This is a genomic window from Candidatus Dechloromonas phosphoritropha (genome assembly GCA_016722705.1).
GTDB lineage: Bacteria > Pseudomonadota > Gammaproteobacteria > Burkholderiales > Rhodocyclaceae > Azonexus > Azonexus phosphoritrophus.
The window spans coordinates 856,230-879,635 of the sequence record JADKGN010000004.1 but is presented as its reverse complement, the minus strand read 5'-3'; the positions used below and the strand labels follow the sequence as shown (position 1 = coordinate 879,635).

Below are 23,406 nucleotides of genomic sequence, written 5' to 3'. Positions count from 1 at the left end.
TGCAGGATCGTCAGCTGCCGCAACTGACGCCGTCGCCGCGCTTGAATCCCATTTTCGCCAGCAGCTTTTCCGGCGGGCAGAATCCGGTGAACCCGCTCTGAAGCAGGTTGAGGCCGACGAAGGCGGTGAAGGCGAGGAACCACTTCGAGACAAAGATCGGGCTGCCGTCAAAGCCGAGGGCGAGGGAAAGCAACACAAAGAAGCCGGCCATGAGGCGGATGATGCGTTCGATGGTCATGATTGATGCTCCTTGCGGAAGGCCGAGTAATAAAGGACGGGAATCACCACCAGCGTGAGCAGGGTGGAGACGAGGATGCCGAAGATCAGGCTGATCGCCAGCCCGTTGAAGATCGGGTCGTCGAGGATGAACAGGGCGCCGAGTATGGCGGCCAGCGCAGTCAGGGCGATCGGCTTGGCGCGCACCGCCGCCGATTGAATCACCGCATCGTGGAAGGGCATGCCTCCAGCCACCTGTTGCCTGATGAAATCGACGAGCAAGATCGAGTTGCGGACGATGATGCCGGCTAGCGCGATCATGCCGATCATCGAGGTCGCGGTGAATTGCGCGCCGAACAAGGCATGGCCGGGCATGACGCCGATGATGGTAAGCGGAATCGGCGCCATGATGATCAGTGGCACCAGGTAGCTGCCGAAATGGGCGACGACGAGCAGGTAGATCAGGATCAGCCCGACCGCGTAGGCGATGCCCATGTCGCGGAATGTTTCATAGGTGATCTGCCATTCGCCGTCCCATTTGACGCTGTAGCCGGCGTAGGGGTCGGATGGCTGTCGGATGAACCATTCGCCCAGAGTCCCGCCTTCCTTGAGTGGCATGTCCTTGATCTGCGAGCGGATGTCGAACATGCCATAGAGCGGCGAGTCGAGCTTGCCGCCCATGTCGCCGACGACATAGACCACCGGTAGCAGATCCTTGTGATAGATGGCTTTTTCACGGGCCACGTCGCGCACCTCGACCAGTTCGGAAACAGGCACCAGATTGCCGTCGCGCGAACGCACCCGGAGCTTGAGCAGGGCATCGAGATTCGATTGTTTTTCCGCCGGCAGCGTGACACGCACTGGAATTTCGAATTTGGACTCGGTATTGCGCGCCGGCGTCACGTCCTGTCCGGCAAGGCCCATGCTGACCACCTCGACGATGTCGCTCTGCGCCACGCCGAGCAACGCCGCCTTGCTCTGCAACACGTGCAGCACGGCTTTTCTGGAATCGGCCTCGATATAGTCGTCGACCGCAACAATGTCTGCGGTTTTTTCAAACACGCCGCGCACCTGCTTGCCAACCGCCATCTGGCCCTTCATGTCCGGCCCGTAGATTTCGGCGACGATCGCCGACAACACCGGCGGCCCCGGCGGCACCTCGACGACCATGGCGACGCCGCCATTTTTCTTGCCGATGGCCTCGATGCGGTCACGTAACGAGATGGCGATGTCGTGACTCTTGCGCGAACGATGATGCTTGTCGGCCAGATTTACCTGGATATCACCTTTTTCCGGCGCGGCGCGCAGGTAATACTGGCGGACCAGACCGTTAAAGTTGATCGGGCTAGCGGTGCCGGCGTAGGCCTGGTAATTCACCACGTCCTCGACTTGTGCCAGTTCGCTGCCGATTTCGCGCAGGACGCGAGCGGTTTCCTCAAGCGGCGTGCCGACCGGCATATCAACGATGATCTGGAATTCGCTCTTGTTGTCGAAAGGCAGCATCTTGAGCACGACGAGCTGGAAGTACGCCAGCGACAGCGAGCCGAGAATAAGCAGCATAACGGCGATGCCGAGCTTGAGGCGCATCGCCGCACCTTTCACTGGATCAAGGAAAGGCGTCAGCAGTTTGCGGAAGGTAATGTCGAGTTTGGCATCGAGCCTTGACGGTTGATGGGCATGAGCACCACCATGCGGTTTCATCAGTTTCAGCGCCAGCCACGGCGTGACGACGAAGGCCACTACCAGCGAAATCGCCATGCCCATCGACGAATTGATCGGGATCGGACTCATGTACGGTCCCATCAGGCCGGAGACGAAGGCCATCGGCAGAAGGGCGGCGATGACGGTCATGGTCGCCAGAATGGTCGGGCCACCGACTTCGTCGACAGCCAGCGGAATGATTTCAGCCAGGCCCTTCCCGGGATGGAGCCCTTGCCAGCGGTGGATGTTCTCGACGACAACGATGGCGTCGTCGACCAGAATGCCGATCGAGAAGATCAGCGCGAACAGCGAGACGCGGTTCAGCGTAAAGCCCCAGGCCCAGGAGGCAAACAAGGTTGCCGCCAGCGTCAAGGTGACGGCGACGCCGACGATCACCGCTTCGCGCTTGCCGAGGGCGAAGAAGACTAGCAGCACGACGAAAGCGGTCGCAAAAATCAACTTGCCGATCAGCTTCTGCGCTTTCTCGGTCGCGGTTGCGCCGTAGTTGCGCGTCACGGTAACCGCGACACCTTCCGGGATCACCGTGTTTTTCAGACTTTCGATACGGTCGACCACAGCAGTCGCCACATCGGCCGCATTGACCCCCGGCTGCTTGGAAATCTGCATCGTGACGGCCGGGAATTCACCCTCCTTGCTGCCAAACCAGGCATAGGCTCTCGGCTGGTCGGGGCCATCCTGCACCGTCGCCACATCGCTCAGAAAGACTGGCGTTCGCTTGCCGGCCTCGCCGCGTACGGCGACGACCAATTGCTTTACGTCGGCCGCCGATTCGAGGTAAGTGCCAGTCTGCACCAGTATTTCGCGGTTGCCCGCAGTCAGGCTGCCGGAGGATTGCAGCGCATTCGATACCTTGAGTGCGCCGGCGATTTCCTGGGGCGTGACGCCGTAGGCGTTCATCCGCTCGGCGTCCATCAGCACACGGATGGCGTGGTCGGGGCCACCGAGCGTGGACACGTCGCGCGTTCCCTTGATCCGTTTCAGCTCGATTTCGACGGCACGCGCCACCTGTTGCAGATCGAAGGCAGAACGGTCCGGGTCTTTCGTCCAGAAGGTCAGCGCAACAATCGGCACATCATCGATGCCGCGCGGCTTGATAACAGGCTCCATGACGCCGAGATTGGGTGGCAGCCAGTCACGGTGCGAATTCACCGTATCGTAAAGGCGGACAACGGCGTCGTTGTACTTGACGCCGACCTCGAATTGCACGGTGATGACCGCCATGCCGGGGCGCGACATCGAATAGACATGCTCGACGCCGTGCATGCGCGACAGCACCTGCTCGGCCGGGCGGGCAACGAGATTCTCGACGTCCTTGGCCGAGGCGCCGGGGAAGGCGACCAGCACATCGGCCATCGTCACGTCAATCTGCGGCTCCTCCTCACGCGGCGTCACCAGCGTGGCGAACACGCCAAGCAGGAAGGCGACCAGCGCCAGCAGCGGCGTCATCCGCGAATCCTGAAAGGTCCGCGCAATCCGTCCGGAAATACCGAGATCCTTGCTGCTCATAAACGGCTTACTTGCCTTTCAATTTCATGATGCCGAGCGCTTGCATGACGATCTTTTCATACACCGGTTCGGTTGTCCCTCTTTTCATCTTGTGCATGAAGTATTTCTCGAAGGCGATCTTGGCCAGATGCACCCACCTGCCGTGCGCGAACCAGTTGACGTTGCGCGGCGGGATTTGCGGCAGGGCCACAAAGGCTGCCCCGTTGTCACCAAAGTCGGCCAGACAGACGGCATTCCAGGTTGCCTTTTCGTTCGGCTCCCGGCCATCGAGCACGGCGCGAATGTTCTTGGCGGTAGCCGTCACCATCGACTCGATCATGTAGCCGGTCTTCGGCGTCCCGGTCGGCACCGGCGTCACCTCCACCGGCGGGATGGCAACACAGACGCCAACCGCGTAGATTTTGGCATATTTCGGATTGCGCTGATGCGGATCGATCAGGATGAAGCCACGCGGATTGGTTAGGCCTTCGATACCGAAAACCGCATCGACGCCCGTGAATGCCGGCAGCATCATCGAATACTTGAAGGGCAGTTCGTGCTCCTTCTTTGGCTTGCCATCCTCGTCGTGCTCGGTGACGAACATCTTGCCGGCCTCGACGCGGGTGACCTTGGAGTTGCAGATCCACTTGATGTGCTTGTCGCGGAAAATCGACTCCATCAAGCCCTTGGAATCGCCGACCCCGCCCAAGCCGAGATGGCCGATGTAAGGCTCGGAAGTCACGAACGTTATTGGCACCTGGTCGCGAATCTTGCGCCGACGCAGGTCGGTTTCCATGATCATTGTGAACTCGTAAGCCGGCCCGAAGCAGGAGGCGCCCTGAACCGCACCGACGACAATCGCCCCCGGCTTGGCGACGAATTTCTCCCATTCGTCACGGGCATGCGTCGCATGATCGACGTGGCAGATGGATTGCGTATGCCCCTGCGGCCCAAGGCCTTCGACTTCCTCGAAAGCCAGCCGAGGGCCGGTCGCCAGCACCAGAAAGTCGTAATCGATGCGGCGGCCGTCATCCAGTTCCAGCTGATTCTCGTCCGGATGCAGGCGCTTGACGCCGACCGGGATGAAATCGATATTGTGCTTCTTGAGCAGCGGCGCTATCTCCAGTTCGATTTCCTTGCGTTTGCGCCAGTTTACCGCCACCCAGGGATTGGATGGCACGAAATGGAATTTCGCGGTGTTGGCGATCATGGTGATGCGGTCGTCGGGGCGAGCCGCTTCCCGCATTTCATAAGCCATCGGCATGCCGCCGAGACCTGCTCCGACAATCACGATATGGGCCATGTTATCCCCTCCAGTTGGTTAGCCCCGGTCGGGGCGGATCGAATCACTGCTCTCCGGCTGTTATCCCGGTTTTATTTTTGGTCTTGCTGATTCTTGATCGCTATGCCGGCCTTGAACGGGTCGGTAACTACCTTGTCGCCCGCGCTCAACCCGGCCAGTACCTCAATTTCGCCTTGGCTGACTGCCTCACCGAGACGCAACTGGCGCAGGCTGAGGCGATCGTCGATGGTCATCACGTAAACTGCGGCGACCTCACCGCGGCGCAGCACCGCTGCTGCAGGCACGGTCAACTTATCGGCCTGGCCGACGACAAAATGGACGCGGGCGAACATCCCGGGCGTCGCTTCCGGCACCGGCGGCAGGGTGACGCGAACCTGCGAGACATGGGTGGAGGAATCGGCGGTCGGCAGCAGGTTGACGGCAGTCGCATCGACCCATTTGCCCAGTTCCGGGAATTCGACGCGCGCGGCCTTCACGTCGCGCATCTCCTTGAGACGATATTGCGGGACGCTAGCAGTAACGCGCAGGCCCTCTGGTTCGTAGATGGTGAACAACGGCTTGCCCGGCGTCGCCATGTCGCCCAGTTCGGCGTAGCGCCGGGCGACGATGCCGGTGAGCGGCGAAACAATGGTGGCATGGCTCTGGCTGGCCCCGGCCGCAGCGCGGTTGGCGGCTGCGGCATCGTAATCGCTTTTAGCCTTGTCGACGGCGGCCTGGCTGAGGAATTTCTGATCGCGCAGGCTCTTGCTGCGTTCGTAATTGAGCTTGGCGTTGGCATACTGCGCGTCGGCCGCGCGCGCTGCTTCCTCTGCTTCACGCGCGTCGATGCGCATCAGCACCTCGCCTTTCCTGACCGCCTGGCCGGCATCCGCCTTCACTTCGAGAATGCGACCAGCGATCTGGGCGCCGACGACGGCCTGCTGCACGGCCTCGACCAGCGCTTCCGCCGGGAAAGTCAGGTCGACCGTGTGCTGCTTGACGATGATCGTTGGCAGGGTCTCGGCGTGGGCTGTTGCGGTCAACGCCCAAAAAAGTGCAAAAAACAGCTTCGTCTTCATAACTATAAGCATACGCTAATTTGTTACTCCCGCGCAAGCCCTGTCCGTCAGCGGCAGGGTAATCGCATGAATGCCACTGTTGTACACCCTCAAAAATAGACTCTGACGATCAATGGCTTACTTTCAATGTGTTCACGACATTGGCATTCATGCGATTGCCCCGTCCGTCAGCGGGCAAAACGCTGGCAAGTCGTGAATTTTATGCGTGTAATGTGCAACTCACGCCGCCTGATCTGGTCCGATTCAAAACCGGAGCCCGCATATGACCACCCTCGCCACTGAAACCGTCCTTTCCGTCCATCACTGGAACGATACGCTGTTCTCGTTCAAGACGACGCGCGATCGTGGTTTGCGCTTCACCAACGGGCAGTTCGTGATGCTCGGGCTTGAGGTCGCCGGCCGTCCGCTGACCCGCGCCTACAGCATTGCCAGCGCGAATCACGAGGATTACCTGGAGTTCTTCAGCATCAAGGTCACCAATGGTCCGCTCACCTCGCGCCTGCAGCACCTGCAGCCGGGCGACCCGGTGATCGTCAGCCGCAAGCCGACCGGCACGCTGGTCCTGCGCGACCTCAAGCCCGGCAGGAGGCTTTTCATGTTCGCGACCGGCACCGGGCTGGCGCCGTTCATGAGCCTGATCCACGATCCGGAAACCTACGAGCGCTTCGCCAAGGTCATACTCGTGCATGGCGTGCGGTGGACCAACGAGTTGGCCTACCGCGACTACATCGAGCACGAGATCACCAAGCACGAGTTCTTCGGCGAATGGGCGCGCGAGAAGCTGATCTACTACCCGACCGTGACGCGCGAACCCTTCGAGAACGAAGGACGCCTCACCGACCTTGTCGAATCTGGCAAGCTGTTCGCCGACATTGGTGAGACGCCGCTCGATCCGGCCAGCGATCGCGTGATGATCTGCGGTGGCCCGCACATGCTGGCCGATACCGCGGCCCTGCTCGACGCCCGTGGCTTCAAGGTAGCCCGCCACTATACAGGCGAGTTGGGCGATTACGTGATCGAGCGCGCCTTCGTCGAGAAGTGAGCCGAAACCCCGGTCAGGCCCGCTTCCAGACGTTGCGGCAGCGGGTCTCGTGGATCCACCAGCTGCCGATGGCGCCCATCAGCGCGCACAGCGCGACGACGAGCACGCCGTCGCGCCAGGTATCGAGGCCATAGAAGCGGCTGCCGTTGAGTATCTCTCCCTTCCAGCCAAGATCCATCACCCAGCCGACCAGCGGTTGCAGCAACGCCCCGGCGAGGAAGCCGCCGATATTGGCGATACTTGTCGACATGCCGGACAGAAGCGGCGGATTGACTTCTTTCGCGCAGGCCCAGGTCAGACTGAAGCCCGCGGTGACCAGCCCCATCAGCACGAACAGCGAATATGAAAGCCAGGGTGGCATGGTGATCCCGGATAGCCAGACCAGCCAGATTGCCGCGTAGACGTGCGAGGTGGCGATGAGCACCGGCTTGCGCCGGCAGATGCGGTCGGACAGCGTGCCGATGAAGAAGCAGCCGATGGCGAAGCCGCCGAACCATAGCGAAAGGTGCGCCGACGCAGCCGGGCGCGCCATGCCGTGCACCTGCACCAGATAGGGTGTCGCCCACAGCCCGCCGAAGGTGAAGAAGGCGCCGGCCATTCCCGTATTGACGATGATCGTCGGCCACGTGGCACGATTCTTCAAAACCGCGAGCAGCCCGGAGAGGACCACGGTGCGATCGAAGCGTGACGTGGCCGCGGCGCTGCTGGCATCCGGCCGGTCGCGTACGATGGCCCAGCAGGCCACCGCCAGCACCAGCGAAACGACGCCGATGCCGATAAACACGCCACGCCACCCGGTCGCCTGGGCCAGCCCGGATAGCGGTGCGCCGGCAAGCACTGAGCCCATGTTGCCGACTAGCATGCAGATGCCGACCATGGTCGCGAAGCGGCTTTCCTCGAACCAGACGGCGATCAGCTTGAGCATGGCGATGAAGGTCACCGAAACCCCGAGGCCGATCAGCGTGCGCCCGGCCAGCGCCCAGTCGAGCGACGGGGCGAACCCGAACATGAAGCTGCCGAGACCGCCAATGATGCCGCCGAGCGCCAGAATCCGGCGCGGCCCGAGCGTGTCGGCGAGGATCCCCGTGGGGATCTGCATCAGCGTGTAGACGTAGAAATAGGTCGCCGCCAGAGCACCGAGTGATGCCGCCGAGGTCGAGAAGGCTGCCGCCAGATCCTGGGCGATGCCCGCCGGCGCGAAGCGCTGGAAGAAGGAGAGCACGTAGGTCAAGGCGACGATGCCGAGCGCCAGCCAGCGCCGGCGCTTCTGTTCGGTGGTCAGGTTGAGCATCGGCTCAGGTTTCCTGCCGGCGCAGCAGCACGATGAGGATGGGCGGCGTCAGCAGCGTGGTGAGGATGACCATGATGACGATCACCGAGAACATCGCCTCGCTCATGACGCCGAGGTTTTTTCCGGCCATCGCGAAGATCAGCCCGACCTCGCCGCGTGGCACCATGCCCCAGCCGACCAGCCACGGATTCTTGCCCTTTCCTGCGGCGAAACCGGCGACCAGCTTGCCGACAACCGCCGCGACCGTGATGCCGAGCGCGATCATGACAACCTCGGGATCGGCCAGCACGGTCAGGTCGACCTGCATGCCGGTCAACACGAAAAATACCGGAACGAAGAAATAGCCGATCGGCTCGATCATGTGCTCGTGCTGGTGGCTGGTGTGGCGCGCGAGCACGGCGCGGATCTTGCTGATCTGCTCGGCGTCGACCCCGGCAGGCAGCAGCGGCTCGATTTCCTGGACGACTTTCGGTGTCTCGAAATGCTTGAGGAAGACTGGCTCGAACAGCAGGCCGGCGGCGAAGCCACCGATGATCGGGGCAAGGCCGACGGCATGGGCGAGCCATGCGAGGAACAGGCCGGCAACGAGAACCAGGGAAAACAGCATCGACTGGCTGCTGTCCAGTCGTGAAGCCCAGTTCAGCAAGCGCGGCGCGATAGCCCGACCAATCGCGATCGAACCGCCGAGAAAGAGCACCGCCTTGGCAATGATCAGCAGAACCTCGGCGAGGCTGACGGTGCCGGCTTCAACGAGGCTGGAGACGACCGCGAGGATAACCAGTCCGAGGACATCGTCGATGACGGCGGCGCCCAGAACGATTTGCGCTTCTGGCATCTTCAGCTTGCCGAGATCACGGAAGACGCGGCCGGTGATGCCGACCGAGGTGGCCGCCAGCGTCGCGCCGAGGAACAGGTAGGCCTTGAAGTCCATGCCTTTGAGCAATAGCGGACCGGCGACGAAAGCACCGAGGACGAACGGGACCGTGATGCCGACGATACCGACTAGCGAGGCGCGGCCGCCGACTCTGACCAGGTCACCGAGGCGGGTTTCGAGGCCGATCTGCAGCAGCAGGACGATGACGCCGAGTTCGGCCAGGAACATGATGATCGGATCTCTGGCGATGGTCGCGAAGTATTGAAAACCGAGCAATCCGAGATTGCCGAGGACGACGCCAAGCAGCAGTTCACCGAGAACCGCCGGAAAGCCCACGCGCTCGGCTAGCGGCGCGAAGAGGCGGGCGGCGAGAATGATGATGGCCAGCCACAGAAGGTTCTCGCCGATCACGCCGGAGCCGGCGGCGAAGACCGGCCAGGCGGCGGCGAGCAGGGCGAGGGGGATGAGGCGGCGGATATGGAGGGGCATGGCCTGGGCTTTCGGTTAGTGGGCGTCGCCCGGGGAAGACAAGGGTTGCGAACTGGCCGGGGCGGGCAGATTGTCCTTGTGTCTCTCATGCGGATGCCAGCCCAGCACGGCCAGCATGACCAAGAAGCCGACCACGTAGCCGATGGGTATCATCCAGCCGTGGCGTAGCCACTGGCCGACCGACCTCGCCTGCGGGAACAGATTCGCCACCGCGACGCCGGATGAGGATCCGAACCACAGCATTGAACCACCGAAGCCGACGGCGTAGGCAAGGAAACCCCAGTCGTAGCCACCCTGCCTGAGGGCCAGCGCGGTCAGCGGAATGTTGTCGAAGACGGCAGAGAGGAAGCCCAGGGCCAGTGTTGACGGCCACGAAGCGGGCGGCAGCTTTTCCACCGGCATCATCGAGGCGCAGGTGACCAGCGCCAGCAGGAAGACAGAGCCCTTGATGGCGCCCGGCATCAGGCTCCATTCGGGCTTGCGCAGCGGCGCCGCGAGCAGCAGCGCAACCCAGACCGCACTGCCAAGAAAAGGAAAGCTGTCGGCCAGCGCGGCGAACTTCAGATTCACGGTGACGTTGGTGGCGATTGCCGCAACGAGGATGAACGCGACGATGCCGACGCGTGCCCAGTCGATGTGATGAACTGCCTGCAGGTTGCGGGTGATCGCCATGTGCCTGTGCTGCATCCGCGCCGCCGGGATGCCGAAGACAATCATCGCCACTGCGGCAGGCAGGAAGGCACTGACCATGGCAAGCGGGCTGATCCCGTCGATCCACATCATCGTCGTCGTCGTGTCACCGAGCACGGAGCCGGCACCGCCGGCATTCGAGGCGGCGACGATGGCGGCAAGATAGCCGATATGGACCTTGCGCCTGAAAACGCTGGCCGCCACCGTGGCGCCGATCAATGCCGCGGCGATGTTATCGAGAAAGCCCGAGAGCAGGAAGATGATGACAAGAAGCACGAAAGGCCCCATCCAGCCTGCTGGCAGCAGCTTCGGCAGGATTTCCGGCACGCCGCTGTCCTCGAAATGGCGGGCCAGAAGCGCAAAGCCGACCAGCAGGCAGAGCAGATTGATCAGCAGCACCCACTCATGCGCCATGTGCAGGCCGAATCCAGCCAGGCCTTCAGCGGTCTCGAAGCCGGTGAACAGGATCTTGTAGGTGGCAATTGCCACCACGCCAGTGAGGGCCACTGGCAGGGCATGATGGTGAAACAAGGCGACGCCGAGAAGTGTCGCGGCGAAGAGAATGAAATCGACGGGAATGCCGGAGACGGTCGCCTCCTCAGCACCCGGTGTCGCGAGCGCCAGCGGTACGGCGAACAGGGCCGGCAAGGCTGCCAGGAGATGTAGTCGGCGTCCGCCAAGCAGCGATCTCATCAATTTCCAAAGAGTCTAGAATGGCGGAAATTCTAGCATCGATGCAGATTCAGTGCTTCCCGTGGTTTCCCCGCAGTGGTCCCCGCTGCCAGGGGAGCGTCGTAGACCGCATGTGGCAAGGGATTCGGCTAAACTCTGGCCAACGAAACGTCCAAGGTAATTGCCATGAAGATACTGCTCCCGGTTGATGGCTCCAGTCATTCCGATCGCGCCGTGCGCCACGTCATTTCCGAGGTGAATGGTGGCGCCGGGACCGAGATCGCCCTGATCAACGTTCAGTTGCCGATCGACTCCCACGAGTTGCGTGGCCATATGCCGGCAAGCGAAATCGAGGACATGCAGGAAGCATGTGGTGGCGATGTCCTCGAATCGGCACGTGCGCTCCTTGATAACGCGGGTATGCCCTACACGGCCGCCGTTCTGATCGGGCCGGTTGCCGAGACCATTGTTCGCTACGCCGTCGAGAACTCCTGCGGAAAGATCGTCATGGGTACGCGCGGCCTGGGTGTCATTGGCAGTTTCCTGATGGGTTCGGTGGCAACGCGCGTGTTTGGCATGACCAAATTGCCGGTGACGCTGGTCAAATAGTTCCTTCTCCTATTGTCGCCAACCGGGGCCAGCAGCCTGCCGCACCGTCCAGCGCGGCATCAGCGTCAGGCGCGCATGTCGATCAGCAGGGTTTCAAGTTCCCGGCGTCCCTCCGGAGTGACCATCGCGACCAGCGTGAATCCGGGCTTGAGCAGGTATTCGGCGTCCGGGTTGAACTGCCAGTTGCCGTTGCGCTCGCGGGCGGCGAGGAGGATGTAATTGTCGCCGCGCGGTTGCAGCGCACCCATCGGCTTGGGAATGAAGCCAGCCGGAATCGGGATATCCTCGACCCGCAGGTTCGACACCGATCTGCGCATTTCTTCGAGGAAGGAAGCGACGTGCGGGCGGATCATCGCCGACGCGATGCGCATGCCGCCGGTCAGGTCAGGCGAGACGATGGCATCGGCGCCAGCCTTGCGCATCTTCTCGATGTTGCGCTCTTCCGAGCAGCGGGCGACGACGCGCAGCGTCGGTTTGATTTGTTTGGCGGTGATGACGATCATCAGGTTGCGCGAGTCGTCGCCGGTGACGGCGAACAGGCCCTTGGCATCTTCGAGGTCGGCAACCAGCAGTACATCGTCGTCGCTGGCGTCGCCATTCAGGTAGAGAAACCCGGGGTTCTTCTCCTTGTATTCATCAAGGCGCTCGATTTCCTCGTCAATGGCGACATAGCGGTGTTTGGTGGCTTCGAGTTCGCGCGCGATGTTGCGGCCGACGCGCCCGAAGCCGCAAAGGACGTAATGGCCCTTCAGTTTCCTGATCATTTTTTCCATGCGTTTCCTCTGGAGGGTTCCGTTGAGATCTGATTCAAGGATAAACACCGTGACGATTGAGAACAGGATCGACAAATCGCCGGCGCCTAGAATGCCGATGGCGACCGTCAGCATGCGCGCCGGCTGGTTGCCGGTCATGTCGATGATCTCGGCGAAGCCAATGGTGGCGATGGTGATGAAAGTCATGTAGAAACAGTCGAACCAGGAATAATTGCCATCGGTAAGCTCCATGTAGCCGATGGTGCCGAAGGCGAGAACGGCAACCAGCCCACCCAGCGCGGCATAGAGCAGGCGAAGGATGTAGCCGGTATGCGAGGGATTCATTGCCGGGCTGGCTGGGCGGCGGGATCTTCGATCGGCTGCGACTGGGTCATGAAGACGACCGCCTTGCCGCCATCCATGTTGACGTGCAGGGCTTCGACCAGCGGCGGATTGATCGGCGAGCTGGCATCCCACTTGATGATGAAGTTGGCACCGGACCCACCCGAGAGATCATTGCGCTCGATGAACAGTTCGAGCGTGCCCAGCGGTGGCACGACCACGGGTTTTGGCACGCGCTCGCCGATGAGTTTGCCGTCGGTGTCGAAATAGCGCGCCGTGAGAACGCGCAGCGGGCGCCGTGGATCAGTGTTGCGAATGCTGGCCAGCGTCGAGAGCGAGACCTGTGACGGCGTGCCGCTCCGACCAAGGTTGCCGAAGACTACGTGCGAATAGATCGGCAGATAGAGCAAGCCCCCGTTGCTCAGCATGCGTATTTCCTGGGCGCTGACCACGGTCGACGCCAGGAAAAGGCCAAATACGACTGCCCGCAGAAATCCGCGTGATTCTGATCTTTTCATCGTCTCCTCCTTGTGTGCGTTAGTTTGCCAAGTCTAGCGGCATCGTGGGGCGTCAGCGCAAGCCATTTTGCAGAAAAAACGCGAGGATTTGCGTTCCTGCCGCGGTTGTTCCGGCGCGCGTTGGGCGGCGGCAGGTCTACTGTTGTCCGTAGGCACGGAATTGTTCGAGGACCGCCCGCATTTCATCGGACGTCAACAGGACAGGGTGGCCGAGCTGGCAGGCGCGCCAGTACTGCCCGCAGAGTTCCTCGAGTTCAACGGCGAGTGTCAATGCCTCATCGAGGTTGCGGCCGGCGACCAGCAAGCCGTGGTTGGCGAGCAGGCAACCCGTGCGCCCGCGCATGGCGGCCATTGCCGCGGTCGACAGTTCAGCGGAGCCGAAAATCGCATAGTCGGCGCAACGGATGGTGTCGCCGCCGAAGCGCGCGATCATGTAGTGGAAGGGCGGAATGTCGCGGCGCAGGCAGGCGAGGCTGACGGCGAAGGGCGAATGGGCGTGCAGCACGGCGCCGAGTTCGGGCCGGGCGGCGTAGAGGTCGCGGTGAAAGCGCCATTCGGAAGAGGGCTTGCGCGGGCCGACATGCGAGCCGTCGCGCGCCATGCGCGGGATATCGTCCGCGGTAAGGGTATCGTAGGGCAGGCCGGTCGGCGTGATCAGGAAACCGTCGCCGTCGCGCACGCTGACGTTGCCTGCGGTGCCCTTGTTCAGCCCGGCCAGTTGCATGGCGCGGGCGGTGGCGATCAGGTCGTCGCGCGGGTCAGCCACCGGCTTCCTCCGGGTAGAGCGAAAGCAAGCCCTCGCGGCTGGCGGCGCAGGCGCCGCGCTCGCTGACGATGGCCTTGACCAGCCAGCCCGGCGTCACGTCGAAGGCCGGATTGGCGACATCCTCGCTGGCCGGCAACTGGCGCAGCGCCGAGAGTTGGGCGTGCTGGTCGAGGCCGCAAACCAGACGAAGTTCGTCGCCGTCACGCTCCTCGATGGGGATATGTGCACCGTCGGCGCAGGCGAAGTCGATGGTCGAGCGCGGCGCCGCGACGTAAAACGGAATGCCGTTGTCGGCGCAGGCCAGCGCCTTGAGGTAGGTACCGATCTTGTTGGCGACATCGCCGTTGGCGGCAATGCGGTCGGCGCCGACGATCACCGTATCGACCTTGCCGTTGCGCATGAGGAGGCCGGCGGCGTTGTCGGCGATCAGCGTGTGCGGCACGCCGTGCTGTTCCAGTTCCCAGGCGGTGAGCAGGCCCTGGTTGCGTGGCCGCGTTTCGGAAACCCAGACATGCACCGGAATGCCGGCGTCGTGCGCGGCATAGACCGGCGACAGTGCCGTGCCGCGGTCGACGGTGGCCAGCCAGCCGGCGTTGCAGTGGGTCATCACGTTGAGGGTCCCGCGTTCGGCGACGATCAGATCGCGCCACAGCGCAAGGCAATGCTGGCCGATGGCGATGTTCCGGGCGATGTCCTCGTCGGCGATCTTGGCAGCCTCGGTCCACGCGGCGGCGCGGCGCCGGTCAGGCGGCAGCGGCGCGACGACGGCTTCCATGCGGGCCAGCGCCCAATGCAGATTCACGGCCGTCGGCCGGGTCGACCGCAGCATTGTCGCGGCCTTGGCCAGCCGGGCGTCGGAGGCATCGAAGTCGAGAGCGAGCGCCAGCCCGTAGGCGGCGGTGGCACCGATCAGCGGCGCGCCCCGCACCTGCATTGAAGCGATGGCGTGGGCGGCCTCTTCGAGCGTGGCGACGCGCACCCAGTGCAGCGCATGCGGCAGACGGGTCTGATCGATGATGTCGATGACGCGGCGCTCAGGATTTGCGCGCAGGCTGCGGGTGGGGATACCGTCGATGTTCATGAATTGGACAGGTAGTACAAAATCCAGTTACAGGCTCGTATCCGGCCTGACGAGTCAGGCGCGGCTTTCGGTGAGCGCGGTGACAGGACGGAAATCCCCGCCGACCGCTTTCAATATCCAAAGCACCGACGACGGGGCAGGGCGGGTGCGGAACCCGCCATTGCCACGCGCCGCCATGCGCTACTGGTCCTGCACGGCCGCCGGCAAGACGGTTTTGGCCATGTGTTTGGCGAAGTAGTAGATGCGTTTCTGCATTTCGATGATCTTGATTTTCAGGGTATACGCCGGCAACCGGTTGTGTTCCCCGGCAACCAGACGGCGGGCCTGGTGTGCGGCCGCCGACTCGGCGATCCGCCTGATCTCGCTCTTCATCGAAGTCACCACCTGCGCCGCGCGCTCGTTGCCCTCGCCGACCGCCTGAATGGCAGCGGCAACCGCCTTGCCTACAGCTTCCTGGAAGCCGTTGAGCACCTGCTGCGTGGCCGCGCTGACCTCGACCTTGTCCCTGATCCGGTCGTGGCCGAGCGCCACCAGATTGGTTCCGACGATGTCGCCGATGTTCTCGAGATTGCCCACCGCCTCCATCAATTTCACCAACTCCCTGCTCTGCTCCTCGGATAACTGCTGCTTGCTGATCTTGGCCAGGTAATCGATGATTTCGACATGCAGGATATTGACCGTGTCGTCCATCTGCCGGATGTCCTCGAGCGCCTTCCGGTCGCCCTTGATGATCGCCGGCATGATGTCCCGCAGCATGGCATTGACCGTCTCGCCCATGTGCATCATCTCCATGCGCGCCTCTCCGATCGCCAACGACGGCGTGGTCAGGAACTCCTTCTGCATGAACCTGGTGCGCACGATGACCGCTTCGTCTTCGAGCGGCTTGTCGGGCACCAGCCATTCGGCGATGCGGGCGATGTAGGTCGTGAACCAGATGAAGATACAGCCGTTGGCGATGTTAAAGAAGGTGTGCGCGTTGGCGATCTGGCGCGGCGTCTCGGCCGCCAGCAGTTCGATGCCGGTGAGATCGGGGTAGGTCGGCGAGATTGCCGTGACAAAATTGGCGATGAAGCTGACGAAAGGCAGCCAGATCAAGACGCCGGTTACCGCCAGCCCGGTATGCACCACGGCGCAACGGACGGCCTCGCGTGGTTTGCCGATGGCCGCCAGCAATGCCGTCACGCAGGTGCCGATGTTGGCACCCATGGCCAGAGGGGGATACCCGCGTCGAGGCTGATGAAGCCTTGCGAGGCCATGACGATGACGATGGCCGTGGTCGCCGACGACGACTGGATCAGCCCGGTAAACAGGGCGGAGACGATTACCGCGATGACCGGGTTGGTCATTGTCTGCATCATGTCGAGGAAGGGCTGGCAGCTGCGTAGCGGCAGCATCGCCTCACCCATCACGTGCATGCCAAAGAAGACCAGACCGAGGCCCATCAGCATGCCGCCGTAACTCTTGATCTTCTCGTTCCTGGATAGGAAGAGCATGGCGAAGCCAGCGGCGATCATCGCCAGCGCCGCCTTGGTGATCTTGAAGGCGACGATCTGGCCGGTGATGGTCGTACCGATCTTGGCGCCGATGATGACGCCGACCGATTGCGGCAGCGACATCAGCCCGGCCGAGATGAAGCCGACCAGCAGGACCGTGGTCACCGATGACGACTGGATCACCGCGGTCACCACGGCACCCGTTCCCAAACCGGCAAAACGGTTGACGGTCAGCGTGGCGAGGATGTTTTTCATGCGCTCGCCGGCCACGGCCTTGAGCGCCACTTCCATCTGCACCATGCCGTAGAGGAACAGGGCGAGGCCGCCGAGCAACTCCGTCGTCATGCCACCCCAGTTCATTCCGGCAGCTTCCTCGCCAGCGGCGAGCGCCGGCCAGGCGATGACGCCAAGAACCGAGCCGACGATGCAGAGCGCGATCAGCGCGCCAGTGTTCGCGGGATATTGTTTCAGATACGTGTTCAGCATGACTCGGGGCTCCTCCGATTGTTTCGACTCAGCGTTTTGGTTGTTCCTTGACGATGGTGACCGGCAGCTTGGCGAGGCCAAGAACCTGCTCGGCGACTGATCCCAGCAGCAGATGCTTCAGGCCGGTGGCGCCCTGGCTGCCCATCACTATCATTCTCGCCTTCTCTTTCTCGGCCACCTGCAGAATGCGGGTGACCGGGATGCCCTTGACCAACAGGAGTTCCGGCTTTTGCAGCGCCTTCCGCTCAGGATTCCGCATGGCTACCTTGGTCATGAATTCGTCGAGCATTTCGGCGGCGATGTCTTCCATCAGGGTCAGCGTCTTCTTGCGCGTCATGCGGGCATAGTAGCCAGGCATGTTCAGCGGGTCGTGCACGACGTGCAGAACCACCAGCCGCGCCCCCAGCCCGTCTGCTAGATCGCTCGCCAGCAGCAGCGCCGCCTCCGAATAGGCGGAGAAATCGACCGGAACAAGTAGCGGCCTACCCGTCATCCTCACCCGACTACTACCACTCTTCTCTTCCTCTGACATCGGTAGATCTCCTTTCACGTAAATGCGGACATGCCCGGCCAAACGCCTCGCCCCCGCGACAGAGCGCCCCGGCCGTCATCTTGAATGCTGATCTTGCGTGCCGTCTACCCCAATTCTAAAAGCGATACAGCATCTTCCCCGCGAATAAGGAATTTTACCTTACCGAGAGAAGGGGCAAACCCTCGGCGGCATCGCGGAGTTCGCCGGTCGGCGCCGACGGAAATGCCCGGCGGCAGCGGGAGTAAAGTCGATGGAGTGCGGGAACCGGGCGCATGCCCCCTTGTTCCTTTATCTGATTGCACCTATCCTTCGCTTTTTGTGCCGCTGCAGGGGACCAAGGAGCGAAGGTGGCCCTGATGGCCGGCGCTTCCGAATTCTTGCTCGTCAACAGCAATTCCTGAGGTGGGGGGATTTCATGGACTGGGAATGGTTCAGCATATCGTCAATCAACTGGGAACTCACGATCCGCATTCTGGTTCAGTGCGTGCTCTTCGGCATGTCGGCGTTTTTCTCCGGTTCTGAAACCGCCCTGTTTTCGCTGAGTCGCGTCGATCTTCAGAAGTTGCGCAATTCGCGCAATCCCTATTCCGAGAGCATCCACGCCATGCTCGACGAGCCACGACGACTGATCGTCTCGCTGCTCTGCGGCAACGAACTGGTGAACATCGCGGCAGCGGCCAACATGACCATGATCCTCGTTCACGCGTTCGGCGAGGCGGATGCCGGCTGGATTAACATCGTCGTCATGGTGCCGCTTTTGCTGCTGTTCGGCGAAGTGACACCGAAAACGATAGCCGTCAATTTCCCGGTCAAGTATGCGACCCAGCTCTCGGCCCGTATCCTGCCGAAATGGATACTGATCGTCACCCCCCTGCGCAACGTGGTTCGCATGGTAGCCGACCGCGTCACGACCTTCGTCGTCGGCGAGCACGTCGGACGCGAGAACATCCTCAAGGCCGACGAACTGCGAACGCTGATGGCCGACAGCGAGGAGACGGGCGTCATACAAGCCTCGGAACGGGTACTGATCGACAAGGTGCTCGAGGCCGCCGAAACCGACGTCGCCCGGATCATGACCCCAGGCCCACAGATTCGCTCCCTTGACGGCGGTCTGCCCGTTAAAGACATGATCGAGGTGTTTCGCGGCTATCGTCATCCGCGCGTCCCCGTCTACCGTGGTCACTGGGACAATGTCATCGGCTTTCTGCATGCCGACGATCTACTGCGCCGGATCAATGCCGATGCCGACCGCTCCAAGATAAAGCTCAAGGAAATCCTCAAACCGGCGCACTTCGTCCCGCCAACGAAGAAAGTCGATGAGATGCTCGAGTACTTCCAACGTTTCAATACCCGCGCCGCCGTTGTCATCGGCGAGTATGGCGAGGTGCTCGGCATCGTCACCATGAAGGACGTGCTCAGCTTCATCTTCGGCGAAATCTCGGGCACGATGCGTGGGCAGCAGTACTACCGGGAAAAGGGCAGCAACAGCTTTACCGTCCCCGGTTACATGCGCCTGGCTGATCTGCGCACCCTTACCAATTTCGACATCGAGGATCCGCTGATGAATACCATCGGCGGCGTGGCCCTGGTCCTCTTCGGTCGCCTGCCGCGGGTCGGCGAGAAGGTCTTTTTCGCCGATTATGAGATCACAATCAAGGAGGTGAGCAGGACGCGCATCACCAAGGTCCGTGTCGCGCATGGTCGCACGCCGGATGAACCGGAGATCGTCGAAGACGAGCCGCTGGAATTGGAAAGCGTCGCCGAACCGATGCCTGAAGATTCGCCGGCAACGCAGGAACGGGAGCACGAGGTGTTCGACGAGTACGAACACGATCTTCTGAATGAACCGACCGAGGAATGTCAGAAACGGTCGGTGGATGACCCCGCGCTGAGTAATGCAGCGACCGACAAAACCGCGGACATCGTGGAACGGTCGGTGGATGACCCCGTGCCGAGCAATGCAGCGACCGACAAAGCCGCGGACATCGTGGAACAGTCGGTGGATGACCCCGTGTCCAGTGATGCAGCGACCGACAAAGCCGCGGACATCGCGGAACAGTCGGTGGATGACCCCGTGCCGAGCAATACAGCGACCGACAAAGCCGCGGACATCGTGGAACAGTCGGTGGATGACCCCGTGCCGAGCAATGCACCGACCGACAAAGCCGCGGACATCGCGGAATAGGCAAGGAGAAAAGCGATGGGACACATCTTTGAACTGCTGGTAATCCTGGTTTTCCTGGTGCTCAAGGGTTTCTTCTCGGGGTCTGAACTGGCAATGGTCAATTCCGACAAGATTCGTCTGCGCCATGAAGCCAGGAACGGAAATGCCGGAGCCAAACTGGTCCTGAGCCTGTTCCGCGCCCCGGACGTGATGCTCGGGACGACGCTTGTCGGCACCAATATCGCGACGGTAACGATCACCACCATGGGTACTCTGCTCTTCATAGACCTGCTTGGGGAAAGCGGCGATCTGGTTTCGGTGCTGGTGTTTACGCCGTTCCTGCTGATCTTCGGTGAAATCGTGCCCAAGAGCATCTTCCAGCAGAAGGCCGATACGATCGTCACCAGGGTCATCTACCCGCTGCGCTTCTTCTCCTATGCGTTCTATCCGGTGATTTTCGTCTTCAGCCGTATCGCGCGCGTTGCCGCTCGCCTCTTTGGCGGTGCGACGTCCGGGGCCAGCGGCTTCATAACCAAGGATGAGTTGCGCGTGCTGATCGATGTCTCGGAAACTTCCTCGGACAGTGCCGCCACGACCAAGCAGCGCATTCGTCGTATCTTCCGATTCGCCGACACCACCGTTGGCGAGGTAATGACGCCGCTGGCCGAGGTCACCGGTCTCAACGAACTTCGCGGGATGAGACAGGCGGTCCGCCGCGTCTGGGATTCCGGGTTCAATCGCCTGCCGGTTTTTCGCGGCAACATGACCAACGTGACCGGAGTGCTGACGCTGAGCACGTGGGATCTGCTGTTGCCCGACATTCTGCAGCGGCCGATCGCCGACTTCGTCAAGCCCGCTCTCTACCTGACACCCAAGCAGCGGCTGGACCAGGTGCTGCCGCTACTTCGCGCGCGCACGGATCACATGGCCATTGTCGTCGATGAATTCGGTTCGGCAACGGGCATCCTGTCGATGGAAGACATCTTCGAGGAGGTTGTCGGCACCGTGGATACGGGCTTTGACTTCGACTCCATGAAGCCGCCAAGCCGTTCGGCCATCGAGTCGGTGAATGAAGAGACCTACCTGGTCAGCGGGAGGGCGCCGATTTCGGAACTCAACGACTCGCTGAACCTCAACCTGCCGGCTGGCGAGGTGCATACGATCGCTGGCTTCCTCATCAGCCGCCTACGGCACATTCCAGCGGTGGGCAACGAGGTCGTGGAAAACGGTTATCGCTATACGGTAGCCGAAGCCGATGGGCGCACCGCGACCAAGGTGCGCATCGAGCGGGTCTAGGGGAGCCTTCGGGCAACACCGGCCATCGACAAGTTCAGGCCGACCGGCCTAAACCGGGCCTGTGCCGTTTCTTGTGCAGCGGCCAGGGAAAGGTGTGCAAATGGTTGAGCATTCCAGCCGCAAGACAGGCCATCGCGACGAAGTTTCGACGCAGCGATAGCCGCATGGGCGGGCGCATTGTCAGCAACTCCCAGGCACGGGATCCTTTCCAGAGTGGAGTGAATTTCCTATCCTTCGACGTATCCGCCAACCTATCTTTCCAGCAATCCGAGCCGGTCGCCCAGCCACTTGGTGGTGGTGGCCTGGATAATGATCGTCATCAGCACGGCGATGAAGGTCACCGAGGCGATCATGTCAGCCATCGGCGCCTTGAGGCCGACCAGGATGCCGGCCAGCGCGGCCGGAATGACCCCGGTTTCACGAGTCCAACACATGAAGAGTAGTTCGTTCAGCGTCCATTTGGCGCGCCAGTCGGGCGCAGCGCACAGAAACACGGTGAGCGGGCGCGCCACCAGCATGAAGAAGGTGACGATGATCACGCCGCTGGCCAGATACTTGTTCATCAGCGCGAAGTCCACTTGGCTGCCGAGCAGAATGAAGATGAACATACGCATGATGAAGGCGGTGGTGAGGATGAAATGTTCGAGCAATTCTTCCTCCTCGCCTTCCATCCGGAAGCCGAACATTTCCTTGTTGCCGAGCATGATGCCGAACACGAAGACCCCCATGAAGCCCGAGGCATGCATTCCATCGGCGCTCAAGTAGGCGCCGATCACCGCCATCAGGCTGACCACCGGCGCGTATTCGGCGAGGTAGTCGAACTTTTCATGCGCTATCAGCCAGGCCGCCAGGTAGCCCAGTACGCCGCCGGCCAGGATACCCAAAACTGATTCCTTGATCAGTTTTACGGCGGCGTCGGCCAGCGAGAATTCCCCCTGACCCATGGCGATCCCCAGGATGGTTAAGGTGATGATGGCGCCCATCGCGTCGTTGAAAGCCGATTCGCTCATCACGGTCTGCGCCACCTTGGCCTTGATCTTCACTTGCTTGAAGACAGGCACCAAGGTCGCCGGGTCGGTCGAGGCGATGGTCGCGGCCAGCAGGAGGGCGACAATCAGTGGTACGCCGAGCACGTAATGCGCGACCAGGCCGGTAGCGAAGGTGGTGATCAGCACGCCCAGCGTGGACATGACCAAAATGGTGATCCAGACTTCCTTGAGTACCTTGAGGCGCAGGGTGGCGCCGCCGTCGAACAGGATATAGCAGGAGCCGAAGATCAGTATCAACTGGTTGAGCGCCGAGTCCGCCTTGATGTTGATCACGCCGATGGTGTCGGTACCCAGCAGATGACCCGCGACTTCGGGGCCCATCAGCATGCCGGCGAGCAGAAAGGTCACCACGTCGGGAACCTTGATCTTCTGCGCCAGAAAAGCGCACAGAGTGCCGATGGAGAGGATTTCTCCGAATTCCACAAGCACGTGCTTGGCGATGTCGATCGAGTTACCAGCGTCCACTTCACTCTCCGCGCACGAAAAACAACTTGTGAGTCTAGCGATATCATGGCGCTGCCGCAATGTCGCCAACGAAGGCAAGAGCTCGAGCGGCCGCCGCTTCAGAGAATCCAGAACATTGACACGCCGGCAACCAGGGTTACAGGGTAGCGCTACGAGCACCGTCTCCATGCGCGCCGGCGCCCAGTGCGGAGACGCGCAGTCAGTTCAGTGCGTGCGGCAAGCGGGTCTGGTCGATGATGATGGTGATCGTCCCCTGCTCAGGGCCGGCGCGCAGGCTGCGGGTCCGGGATGCAGTCGATGTTCATTATTCAGACAGTCGCGGTATTCGTGCGCAGCCAGGCGGCGAATGCAGATTCAGGCAAGTCGCCGGCCGCCAGGGAGAGCATGGTACTGACGCAGTTGGCATCGTCAGCCTGCAACTGGTAGCCGTTGAGTGCAAGAAAAAGCTCGGTACAGACAAATGCGGTACGTTTATTGCCGTCGATGAAAGGATGATTGCGTGCGATACCGAAGCCATAGGCGGCCGCCAGCGCAGCAGCGTCGGCCTCACTATCGTAGGCGGCCAGGTTGAGCGGACGCGCCAAGGCTGAGGCCAGCAAGCCGGCGTCGCGCACGCCGGTCGCCCCGCCATGCCCGGCGAGTTGCGCTTCGTGAACTGCCCAGACGACGGATTCTTCAATCCACGTCCAGTTGTTCATTTAGCCAGCTCATGCAGCACGTTGCGCCGCGCTTTCATGATCTTGCGAGCGGCTTCCATCTGCTTTTCGAAGGCCGGGTCGAAGGGCGTCAGGCGCACTCCATCAGGTGATTCGGTCACATAGACGGTGTCACCTTTTTCTACATGCAGCTTGGCCAGCAGTTCCTTGGGCAGCACGACACCCACCGAATTGCCGATCTGTGTCAGTTTGAGCGCGAACATGGCAGCTTCTGTTTGTTATAACGTATGTAATACTACGGCACTTTCAAGCTTGTGGTTGCCTGCCGGGCTGGCTTGGCGCATGATTTTCACCT

At 61.7% G+C, this 23,406-nt stretch carries 18 protein-coding genes and 2 pseudogenes; 4 read left to right on the top strand and 16 right to left on the bottom strand.

Annotated elements, in window-relative coordinates:
• Window positions 1-10 precede the first annotated feature (10 nt).
• The 4 genes from IPP03_09755 to IPP03_09740 all read right to left on the bottom strand — a co-directional run bounded on the left by IPP03_09755 (window position 11) and on the right by IPP03_09740 (window position 5,796).
• Window positions 11-238 carry a DUF2892 domain-containing protein gene (locus IPP03_09755; protein ID MBL0352921.1) on the bottom strand — a complete coding sequence of 76 codons (228 nt, stop codon included), beginning with the start codon at window positions 236-238 and terminating at the stop codon, window positions 11-13.
• Window positions 235-3,444, bottom strand: a complete 3,210-nt coding sequence (locus tag IPP03_09750) for an efflux RND transporter permease subunit (GenBank protein MBL0352920.1) — start codon at window positions 3,442-3,444, stop codon at window positions 235-237. Before IPP03_09750 ends, IPP03_09755 begins: the two co-directional genes overlap by 4 nt.
• A 7-nt stretch (window positions 3,445-3,451) precedes the next feature.
• Window positions 3,452-4,726 (bottom strand): NAD(P)/FAD-dependent oxidoreductase, encoded by a 1,275-nt coding sequence (locus IPP03_09745; protein ID MBL0352919.1) that lies wholly within the window; start codon window positions 4,724-4,726, stop codon window positions 3,452-3,454.
• A gap of 71 nt (window positions 4,727-4,797) precedes the next feature.
• Window positions 4,798-5,796, bottom strand: coding sequence for an efflux RND transporter periplasmic adaptor subunit (locus IPP03_09740; protein MBL0352918.1), 999 nt, complete (start codon window positions 5,794-5,796; stop codon window positions 4,798-4,800).
• Between the two features lie 250 nt (window positions 5,797-6,046).
• On the opposite strand from IPP03_09740, the gene IPP03_09735 reads away from it, so the two are divergent.
• Complete coding sequence (locus tag IPP03_09735) at window positions 6,047-6,826, top strand: ferredoxin--NADP reductase (GenBank protein ID MBL0352917.1); 780 nt, start codon at window positions 6,047-6,049, stop codon at window positions 6,824-6,826.
• A gap of 13 nt (window positions 6,827-6,839) precedes the next feature.
• Here IPP03_09735 and IPP03_09730 read toward each other — a convergent pair whose 3' ends face one another.
• The 3 genes and pseudogenes from IPP03_09730 to IPP03_09720 form a co-directional block, all read right to left on the bottom strand.
• Window positions 6,840-8,117, bottom strand: a complete 1,278-nt coding sequence (locus tag IPP03_09730; protein ID MBL0352916.1) for an MFS transporter — start codon at window positions 8,115-8,117, stop codon at window positions 6,840-6,842.
• Between the two features lie 4 nt (window positions 8,118-8,121).
• Window positions 8,122-9,480: a cation:proton antiporter gene (locus IPP03_09725; protein ID MBL0352915.1), complete on the bottom strand. Its 1,359-nt coding sequence runs from the start codon at window positions 9,478-9,480 to the stop codon at window positions 8,122-8,124.
• Window positions 9,481-9,558: 78 nt separating this feature from the next.
• Window positions 9,559-10,794: pseudogene (locus tag IPP03_09720) on the bottom strand (citrate transporter).
• 234 nt (window positions 10,795-11,028) lie between these two features.
• Here IPP03_09720 and IPP03_09715 point away from each other — a divergent pair.
• The gene (locus tag IPP03_09715; GenBank protein ID MBL0352914.1) at window positions 11,029-11,451 is read left to right on the top strand and encodes a universal stress protein; all 423 of its coding nucleotides are present in this window, start codon (window positions 11,029-11,031) and stop codon (window positions 11,449-11,451) included.
• 65 nt (window positions 11,452-11,516) lie between these two features.
• Here the strand turns inward: IPP03_09715 and IPP03_09710 are convergent, their stop codons facing one another.
• The 6 genes and pseudogenes from IPP03_09710 to IPP03_09685 form a co-directional block, all read right to left on the bottom strand.
• On the bottom strand, window positions 11,517-12,548 hold the full coding sequence (locus tag IPP03_09710; protein ID MBL0352913.1) for an NAD-binding protein: 1,032 nt from the start codon (window positions 12,546-12,548) through the stop codon (window positions 11,517-11,519).
• Window positions 12,545-13,063 (bottom strand): DUF3124 domain-containing protein, encoded by a 519-nt coding sequence (locus IPP03_09705; protein ID MBL0352912.1) that lies wholly within the window; start codon window positions 13,061-13,063, stop codon window positions 12,545-12,547. The genes IPP03_09710 and IPP03_09705 overlap by 4 nt, the downstream gene beginning before the upstream one ends.
• A gap of 136 nt (window positions 13,064-13,199) precedes the next feature.
• Window positions 13,200-13,829, bottom strand: a complete 630-nt coding sequence (locus tag IPP03_09700; GenBank protein MBL0352911.1) for a class II aldolase/adducin family protein — start codon at window positions 13,827-13,829, stop codon at window positions 13,200-13,202.
• A complete protein-coding gene (gene mtnA, locus IPP03_09695) occupies window positions 13,822-14,910 on the bottom strand; it encodes an S-methyl-5-thioribose-1-phosphate isomerase (protein MBL0352910.1) in 1,089 nt (362 codons plus the stop codon). The genes IPP03_09700 and mtnA overlap by 8 nt, the downstream gene beginning before the upstream one ends.
• Window positions 14,911-15,090: 180 nt before the next feature.
• A pseudogene (locus tag IPP03_09690) lies at window positions 15,091-16,889 on the bottom strand (Na/Pi cotransporter family protein).
• 28 nt (window positions 16,890-16,917) lie between these two features.
• Window positions 16,918-17,382, bottom strand: coding sequence for a universal stress protein (locus IPP03_09685; GenBank protein ID MBL0352909.1), 465 nt, complete (start codon window positions 17,380-17,382; stop codon window positions 16,918-16,920).
• Window positions 17,383-17,836: 454 nt separating this feature from the next.
• Here IPP03_09685 and IPP03_09680 point away from each other — a divergent pair, with 454 nt between their 5' ends.
• Both IPP03_09680 and IPP03_09675 read left to right on the top strand, forming a co-directional pair.
• Complete coding sequence (locus IPP03_09680) at window positions 17,837-19,606, top strand: DUF21 domain-containing protein (protein ID MBL0352908.1); 1,770 nt, start codon at window positions 17,837-17,839, stop codon at window positions 19,604-19,606.
• Window positions 19,607-19,621: 15 nt separating this feature from the next.
• On the top strand, window positions 19,622-20,881 hold the full coding sequence (locus IPP03_09675; protein MBL0352907.1) for an HlyC/CorC family transporter: 1,260 nt from the start codon (window positions 19,622-19,624) through the stop codon (window positions 20,879-20,881).
• 251 nt (window positions 20,882-21,132) lie between these two features.
• Here IPP03_09675 and IPP03_09670 read toward each other — a convergent pair whose 3' ends face one another.
• The 3 genes from IPP03_09670 to IPP03_09660 all read right to left on the bottom strand — a co-directional run bounded on the left by IPP03_09670 (window position 21,133) and on the right by IPP03_09660 (window position 23,314).
• A complete protein-coding gene (locus tag IPP03_09670) occupies window positions 21,133-22,395 on the bottom strand; it encodes a sodium:proton antiporter (protein ID MBL0352906.1) in 1,263 nt (420 codons plus the stop codon).
• A gap of 308 nt (window positions 22,396-22,703) precedes the next feature.
• Window positions 22,704-23,093, bottom strand: a complete 390-nt coding sequence (locus IPP03_09665) for a type II toxin-antitoxin system death-on-curing family toxin (protein ID MBL0352905.1) — start codon at window positions 23,091-23,093, stop codon at window positions 22,704-22,706.
• A complete protein-coding gene (locus IPP03_09660) occupies window positions 23,090-23,314 on the bottom strand; it encodes an AbrB/MazE/SpoVT family DNA-binding domain-containing protein (protein MBL0352904.1) in 225 nt (74 codons plus the stop codon). Before IPP03_09660 ends, IPP03_09665 begins: the two co-directional genes overlap by 4 nt.
• Window positions 23,315-23,406: the final 92 nt, after the last annotated feature.